Below are 7,662 nucleotides of genomic sequence, written 5' to 3'. Positions count from 1 at the left end.
CGCGTCGAAACCGCGAAGGCCGAACGCAAGGCGGAAGCCGACGCAAACCTGTTCCGCAACGAGATTGGCACCATCCAGCCGCTGAACGCGCCGCCGCGCGCGGCGGCCGGCCGCACGCCGCCCGACCCGGTGCCGAAGCAGACGCAGCGCGACGAGGAAGCCGTGCTGAACGCGACGCTGTCCGACGAATTCGATCCTGAAACGCTGCTCGACAGCGACGACTCGCTGTACTACCACCGCCCCGGCATCAGCCGCGACGTCGTGCGCAAGCTGCGCAGCGGCGCGTGGATCGTGCAGGCGCAGATCGACCTGCACGGGATGCGGCGCGACGAGGCGCGCGACGCGCTCGCCGAGTTCATCCGCGAAGCCGGCAAGAAAGGGCTGCGCTGCCTGCGCGTGATCCACGGCAAGGGGCTCGGCTCGATCGGCAAGGAACCGGTGCTGAAAGGCAAGGTCCGTGCGTGGCTCGTGCAGAAGGAAGAAGTGATCGCGTTCTGCGAGGCACGCGGCAACGACGGCGGCGCGGGCGCGGTGCTGGTGCTGCTGCAACCGTTCGCGGCACCCGGCGACCGGGGGCCGCGTGCCGCATCCTAGGCTGACGCTCGCGATCGCGATACTGGAGGCGATCGCCACGCTGGCCTTTGCGATCTCGGGCTTCATCGAGGCGCGCAAGAACCGCCTCGACTCGGTCGGCACGTTCGTCGTCGCGCTCGCCACCGCGTTCGGCGGCGGCACGCTGCGCGACATCCTGCTCGAACGCCGGCCGTTCTACTGGGTCGTGCACGACGACTACGTGATCGCGATCTTCGTGCTCGCGCTGTTCGCGCCGTTCGTGCTGCGAATGCTGTCGCGACTGTCGGCCGAGCGGTTGCTGCTCGTCGCCGATGCGATCGGGCTCGGGATCTTCAGCATCTCGGGCACGGCGATCGCGCTCGATGCCGAGATGCCGCGCTTCATCGCGGTGATGATGGGCGTGATCACGGGCGTGGTCGGCGGGATCATCCGCGACGTGCTGTGCAACGACATCCCGCTGATCCTGCGCGATTCGCGGCCGTACGCGACCTGCGCGTTCGTCGGCTGCTGGTTCTACCTGCTGCTCGTGTGGCTGCAGTTCGACTCGGTGTACAGCGTGCTGCTCGCGACCGGCTTCATCCTCGTCGCGCGGCTCGCGACGTTCAAGTTCGACGTGCGGCTGCCGCACTGACTGCCAAACCAGCGACAGCCGCAGCGCAAAAACAAAGGGGCCGTCCGAAGACGGCCCCTTTTTGCTTCGTTCAGCGCTCGCGCGACGTCACGCGATCCGCTCTTCCGACGCCGGATCGAACAGCACCGCCTTCGACACGTCGAACAGCAGCGACTGGGTCTGCCCCGGCTGCGGGTTCGCGGCCGGATGCACGCGGCTCACGATCCGCTTGCCGTTCACCTGCGCGAACACGTGCGTATCCGGCCCGGTCGGCTCGGTCACGTCGACGCGCACGTCGATCGGCTGCAGGTTCGACGCCTCGCCGTTGTGCGCGTTGCGCGCGTCGGTGATGCGCTCCGGACGCAGGCCGAGAATCACCTCGCGGCCGACATGCGACTTCAGCTTCGCCGCGTCGAACGGCAGGTTCAGCGCGCTGCGCGCGAGGCCCGTGTCGATCTCGAGCGCGATCCCGCTGCCCTGCTCGACCAGCTTGCCGTTGATGAAGTTCATCGGCGGCGCGCCGATGAAGCCCGCGACGAACAGGTTCGACGGCGAATCGTAGATGTCCTGCGGCGCGCCGAACTGCTGGACCACGCCGTCCTTCATCACAGCGATCCGGTCGCCGAGCGTCATCGCCTCGATCTGGTCGTGCGTCACGTAGACGATCGTCGTGCCGAGGCGCTGGTGCAGCAGCTTGATTTCCGCGCGCATCTCGATGCGCAGCTTCGCGTCGAGGTTCGACAGCGGCTCGTCGAACAGGAACAGCGACGGATCGCGCGCGAGCGCACGGCCCATCGCGACGCGCTGGCGCTGGCCGCCCGACAGCTGGCCCGGCTTGCGGTCGAGCAGGTGCTGGATCTGCAGCATCTGCGACACGCGGTCGACGATCTGCTGCTGCTCGCTCTTCGGCACCTTGCGGATGTTCAGGCCGAACGAGATGTTCTCGCGCACCGTCATCGACGGATACAGCGCGTACGACTGGAACACCATCGCGATGTCGCGATCCTTCGGCGACAGGTCGTTGACGACCTTGCCGTCGATGCAGATCTCGCCGCTCGTCACGGTCTCGAGCCCGGCGATCATGTTGAGCAGCGTCGACTTCCCGCAGCCCGACCCGCCGACCAGGATCAGGAACTGTCCGTCCTCGATCTCGATGTCGACACCCTTCAGGACCGGCACCCCGTTCGGGTAGGTCTTGTACACGTCACGGATGGAAAGGCTTGCCATGCTGTGAATCCTCTGTCTCGTCTCGCGCGGCGCACTCCGGCGCCGCGTCGGGTTCGTTTCGATGCGCCGCGCGCGAGGCGCGGCCGGTTCGTCGTATCGGATGAAGCCGCGCTTACCCCTTCACCGCGCCCGCCGTCAGCCCGCGCACGAAGTAGCGGCCGGCGACGATGTAGACGAGCAGCGTCGGCAGCGCGGCGATGATCGCGCCGGCCATGTCGACGTTGTATTCCTTCACGCCCGTCGACGTGTTGACGAGGTTGTTCAGCGCAACCGTGATCGGCATCGAGTCGACGCCGGAGAACACGATCCCGAACAGGAAGTCGTTCCAGATCTGCGTGAACTGCCAGATCAGGCACACCATGAAGATCGGCAGCGACACCGGCAGCAGGATCTTCGTGAAGATCGTGAAGAAGCCCGCGCCGTCGATGCGCGCGGCCTTCACCAGCTCGGCCGGCACGCTCACGTAGAAGTTGCGGAAGAACATCGTCGTGAACGCGATCCCGTACACGACGTGCACGAACACGAGGCCCGGAATCGTGTTGGCGAGGCCGAGCATCCCCTGCAGGCGCGCCATCGGCAGCAGGATCACCTGGAACGGGATGAAGCAGCCGACCAGCATCATCGTGAACAGCGCGTCCGCGCCGCGAAAGCGCCAGTGCGTGAGCACGTAGCCGTTGAACGCGCCGATCAGCGACGAGATCAGCACGGCCGGGATCACCATCTCCAGCGAGTTCAGGAAGAACGGCTTCATGCCGTCGCAGCGCACGCCGGTGCACGCGCCGCTCCAGGCCTTCACCCACGGGTCGATGGTCCACGTGGTGGGCGGCGTCAGCAGGTTGCCAGTGCGCAGCTGGTCGAGATCCTTGAACGACGTCGACAGCATCACGTAGATCGGGAACAGGAAATACAGCGCGAACAGGATCAGTGCCGCATAGATCACTGCCCGGCTGATCGTCATCTTAGGCTGCATTGCGGGTGCTCCTCGATTCCATATACATCAGCGGCACCAGCACTGCGACCACGGTCGCGAGCATCATCACCGAGGACGCCGCGCCGAGCCCGAGCTGTCCGCGGTTGAACGAAAACGTGTACATGAACATGGCCGGCAGCGACGACGACGTACCCGGGCCGCCCGCCGTCAGCGCGACGACCAGGTCGAAGGTCTTGATCGTGATGTGGCAGAGGATCAGCAGCACCGAGAAGAACACCGGGCGCATGCTCGGGATCACGATCTTGCGGTAGATGGTCGGCAGCGTCGCGCCGTCCACCTGCGCGGCCTTGAAGATCTCCGCATCGACACCGCGCAGCCCCGCGAGGAACAGCGCCATCACGAAGCCGGTCGACTGCCACACGGCCGCGATCACCACGCAGAAGATCGCCTTGTCCGGATCGCCGAGCCAGTCGAACGAGAAGCTCGTCCAGCCCCAGTCGTGCATCACCTTCTCGAGACCGAGGCCCGGGTTCAGGATCCACTGCCACGCGGTGCCGGTGACGATGAACGACAGCGCCATCGGGTACAGGAAGACCGCGCGCAGCGCGCCTTCGTTGCGGATCCGCTGGTCGAGCAGGATCGCGAGGAACAGCCCGAGCGCGACGCAGATCGCGATGAACGGAATCCCGAACCAGCCGAGGTTCGCGGCGGAAGTCCACCACACGTCGTTCTGGAACAGGTCCGTGTAACGGCCGAAGCCGTCGAATTCGTAGTTCGGCAACAGCCGCGAATTGGTCAGCGACAGATAGCCGGTAATCAGGATGAAGCCGTAGATGAACACCACGGCGATCGCGACGCTCGGCGCAAGCACGAGCTTCGGAATCCAGCGATCGGCGAAGGCCGACATCGGCGACGTACGCCGTGCGGCGGCAGCGCCGGATCCGTTTCCGCTAAGAGGGGCAGCCACTTGATTCGACTCCTGGAACGAGGGCGACGCAGGCCGGGCCGGCGCCAGGTACGGCACGAGCCCGCGGGCGAGCCCGTTTGCTGCACATGCAAAAACGCCCGGCCGATGAAGCGTTTCCGGCCGGGCGCCTGTCGCGCGTTACTTGACCTTCGCGGCCTTCGCGAGCGCGGCAACCGCGCTCTTCGAATCCTGCTGCGAGTTCATGAACTTCGTCACGACGTCCGTGATCGCGCCGGCGGTCGCATCGCTCTGCGCCATCCCGTGCGCGAGCGACGGGACGAAGCCGCCCGACTTGATCGCGGTCTGCTCGTCGGCATACGACTTCTTCGCGCAGTCGTCGAACTTGTCCATCTTCACGCCGAGACGGACCGGCACCGAACCCTTCAGCAGGCTGAACTGTTCCTGGAAATCCGGCGTCATGATCGTCTTCGCGAGCGCGAGCTGGCCCGGCGTCGCCGCCTTCTCGCCCTTCTGCTGGAAGAACACGAACGAGTCGACGTTGAACGTGTAAGCATTCGCCGTGCCCGGCACCGGTGCGCAGATGTAGTCCTTGCCCGACTTCTTGCCGGCGTTCTCGAACTCGCCCTTCGCCCAGTCGCCCATGAACTGCATGCCGGCCTTGCCGTTGATCACCATCGCGGTCGCGAGGTTCCAGTCGCGGCCGTTACGGCCGGCATCGAAGTAGCCCTGGATCTTGCGCACCGTGTCGAACACGGACAGCATCTGCGGCGAGGTCAGCGTCGCCTGGTCGAGGTCGACCAGCGCCTTCTTGTAGAACGCCGGGCCCTGCGACAGCACGACGTCTTCCCACAGCGTCAGGTCCTGCCACGGCTGGCCGCCCATCGCGACCGGCTGGATGCCCGCGGCCTTCAGCTTGTCGGCCACCGCGAAGAATTCAGGCCAGGTGGTCGGCACCTTCGCGCCGACCTTGTCGAGCGCGGCCTTGTTGATGTACAGCCAGTTCACGCGGTGCACCGAGAACGGCGCCGCGACGGTGTGGCCCTTGTACTTGATGATCTTGTCGATTTCCGGCGGCAGGTTCTGCTTCCAGTCGCCGGCAGCGGAGTCGATGTTGACGAGCACGCCCTGGTCGGCCCAGTCCTGGATCAGCGGGCCCTTGATCTGCGCGGCCGACGGTGAGTCGCCGCTGATCACCTTGGTCTTCAGCGCGGTCATTGCCGCGGCGCCGGCGCCGCCCGCGACCGCGAAGTCCTTCCACACGTAGCCCTGCTTCTGCAGGTCGTCCTTCAGCACGCCGACGGCCTTCGACTCGCCGCCCGAGGTCCACCAGTGCAGCACCGTTACATTCTCGGCTGCCTGCGCCGCCACGGCGCCAGCCATCAGACCTGCCGCGCAGAGCGCACCCATGATCGAGCGAACTTTCATTACTTATCTCCTCCAGACTGAATCAACTCGTGAGGTTCCCTGACGGGGAACCGGCTTCTTGATAACGACGGGGAAATCGAGCCGCGGGACGCATGCAGCGTACGGGGCCGATGACCGGCCGGGCTCTTACAGAAAGCGTGAATCGAGATTCAACGGCGTGTCTCCTCTTTGTGTTTCTGGCCCGCCGCAATGATGCGGCGCGAGCCCGGGGCCGACGTCGCGCTGACGATGCGCGCCGTCAATGTCCGATAACATTCGGCACAAGGCGTTCCCGAAGGCGAAGCTCGCGCAGTTCATCGACCGCACTTCTTTTTTTCTTCACCCAGGTGCTACCCCTTGCGGCGGATTGTAGTTAAACTACAATTCAGTGTCAAAAATATTTTTATCGCACTACGGATCGCTTCCCAGCACCCCAACCCGGCGGAGACACATGCATACCGATTCCAGCTTTACCTTCGTACTTTTCGGCGGCACCGGCGATCTGTCGATGCGCAAGATCCTGCCCGCGCTGTTCGAGGCGCACCGTGCGAACATGCTGGCGGAGAGCGGCCGGATCGTTGCCGTGGCGCGTCATGAATCGGATCGGGCGTCCTATCTGGAATGGGTCGACACCCACGTGAAGCCGCACGCGGCCAAGGCCGCCGGCAAGGCGTTCGACGAAGCTGCGTGGAAGTCCTTCCTCGATCGCATCGAGTACGTACACCTCGATCTCGGCCGCGCGGAAGACTATGGCGTGCTGCGCGACGCGGTGGCATCGCTGCCCGGCATCCGCGTGTTCTATCTGGCGACGGGCCCGTCGCTGTTCGTGCCGATCTGCAAGGCACTCGCGTCGGTCGGCCTGAACGAAGGCTCGCGCATCGTGCTCGAGAAGCCGCTCGGCTACGACCTGAAGTCGTCGAACGCGATCAACGACGCGGTCGGCGAGATCTTCGCGGAAGGCCAGATCTACCGGATCGACCACTATCTCGGCAAGGAACCCGTGCAGAACCTGCTCGCGCTGCGCTTCGGCAATGCGCTGTTCGAGCCGCTGTGGCGCCGCGAATGGGTCGAGAGCATCCAGATCACGATCGCCGAGGAGCTCGGCGTCGAGGCGCGCGGCGATTTCTATGACAATACGGGCGCGCTGCGCGACATGGTGCAGAACCACCTGCTGCAGCTGCTGTCGATCGTCGCGATGGAGCCGCCGCATTCGATGGATTCGGATTCGGTGCGCGACGAGAAGCTGCGCGTGCTGCGCGCGCTGAAACCGGTCGATCCGCGCGACATCGGCAAGGTTGCCGTGCGCGGCCAGTATCATGCGGGCGTGATCAAGGGCGCGCAGGTGCCGGCCTATGCGACCGAGCCGGGCGTGAAGCCCGACAGCCAGACCGAAACCTTCGTCGCGCTGAAGGTCGAGATCGAGAACTGGCGCTGGGCCGGCGTGCCGTTCTTCCTGCGCACCGGCAAGCGGCTCGCCGATCGCGTCGCGGAGATCGTCGTGAATTTCCGCCCGGTGCCGCATTCGGCGCTCGGGCCCACCGCGCTGCGTCCCGGCTCGAACCGCCTCGTGATCCGGCTGCAGCCGAACGAGACGATCCGCCTGTACTGCCTCGCGAAGCAGCCGGGCGAAGGGATGAACCTCGCGAGCGTGCACCTCGATCTCGCGTTCGACCAGTTCTTCAAGGAAGGGCAGATGGAGGCGTACCAGCGCCTGCTGCTCGACGTGATCAACGGCCGTCTCGCCCTCTTCGTGCGCCGCGACGAACAAGAAGCCGCATGGCGCTGGGTCGAGCCTATCCTGAACGAATGGGCACGCTCGCTGAAGCCGCCGAAGCCGTACGCGGCGGGCACGTGGGGGCCGGCCGCGGCGAGCGCGATGCTCGCGCAGCACGACACCTGCTGGCTCGAAGAAGAGAACTGATGCAAACCGTTGCCGCGCACGCCACCGTACGCGGCAACGTGCCCCACGATTCGTACGATTTGAACAGA

General features: G+C 65.5%; 7 protein-coding genes. 3 read left to right on the top strand and 4 right to left on the bottom strand.

The features are described 5' to 3' along the window. Together G3O00_RS37585 and G3O00_RS37580 are read left to right on the top strand one after the other, a co-directional pair. The coding region (locus G3O00_RS37585) for a Smr/MutS family protein (protein WP_206146037.1) at nt 1-594 on the top strand (594 nt) is incomplete at its 5' end. Further along, nucleotides 581-1,204: a trimeric intracellular cation channel family protein gene (locus G3O00_RS37580; RefSeq protein ID WP_011351253.1), complete on the top strand. Its 624-nt coding sequence runs from the start codon at nt 581-583 to the stop codon at nt 1,202-1,204. The genes G3O00_RS37585 and G3O00_RS37580, both read left to right, overlap by 14 nt. 87 nt (nt 1,205-1,291) lie before the next feature. Here G3O00_RS37580 and ugpC read toward each other — a convergent pair whose 3' ends face one another. The 4 genes from ugpC to G3O00_RS37560 all read right to left on the bottom strand — a co-directional run bounded on the left by ugpC (nt 1,292) and on the right by G3O00_RS37560 (nt 5,694). Next, entirely contained in the window at nt 1,292-2,410 is a 1,119-nt protein-coding gene (gene ugpC / locus G3O00_RS37575; RefSeq protein WP_206146036.1) for a sn-glycerol-3-phosphate ABC transporter ATP-binding protein UgpC, read from the bottom strand. A gap of 112 nt (nt 2,411-2,522) precedes the next feature. After that, nucleotides 2,523-3,380, bottom strand: a complete 858-nt coding sequence (locus G3O00_RS37570; RefSeq protein ID WP_031403212.1) for a carbohydrate ABC transporter permease — start codon at nt 3,378-3,380, stop codon at nt 2,523-2,525. After that, nucleotides 3,370-4,308 (bottom strand): sugar ABC transporter permease, encoded by a 939-nt coding sequence (locus G3O00_RS37565; protein ID WP_011351250.1) that lies wholly within the window; start codon nt 4,306-4,308, stop codon nt 3,370-3,372. Before G3O00_RS37565 ends, G3O00_RS37570 begins: the two co-directional genes overlap by 11 nt. 138 nt (nt 4,309-4,446) lie before the next feature. Next, complete coding sequence (locus tag G3O00_RS37560; protein ID WP_011351249.1) at nt 4,447-5,694, bottom strand: ABC transporter substrate-binding protein; 1,248 nt, start codon at nt 5,692-5,694, stop codon at nt 4,447-4,449. A gap of 430 nt (nt 5,695-6,124) precedes the next feature. Here G3O00_RS37560 and zwf point away from each other — a divergent pair, with 430 nt between their 5' ends. Next, nucleotides 6,125-7,594: a glucose-6-phosphate dehydrogenase gene (gene zwf, locus G3O00_RS37555; protein ID WP_011351248.1), complete on the top strand. Its 1,470-nt coding sequence runs from the start codon at nt 6,125-6,127 to the stop codon at nt 7,592-7,594. The last annotated feature ends 68 nt before the right edge of the window (nt 7,595-7,662 follow it).

This window comes from Burkholderia sp. Ac-20384 (assembly GCF_017104605.1).
Lineage (GTDB): Bacteria > Pseudomonadota > Gammaproteobacteria > Burkholderiales > Burkholderiaceae > Burkholderia > Burkholderia lata.
The sequence above is the reverse complement of the archived record's forward strand: the minus strand, read 5'-3'. Positions and strand labels throughout refer to the sequence as shown.

Bases quoted from the DNA above. Each gene is read 5' to 3' on its own strand.
- zwf (WP_011351248.1), top strand. From the start codon at position 6,125: ATGCATACCGATTCCAGCTTTACCTTCGTACTTTTCGGCGGCACCGGC.
- ugpC (WP_206146036.1), bottom strand. From the start codon at position 2,410: ATGGCAAGCCTTTCCATCCGTGACGTGTACAAGACCTACCCGAACGGG.
- G3O00_RS37560 (WP_011351249.1), bottom strand. From the start codon at position 5,694: ATGAAAGTTCGCTCGATCATGGGTGCGCTCTGCGCGGCAGGTCTGATG.
- G3O00_RS37570 (WP_031403212.1), bottom strand. From the start codon at position 3,380: ATGCAGCCTAAGATGACGATCAGCCGGGCAGTGATCTATGCGGCACTG.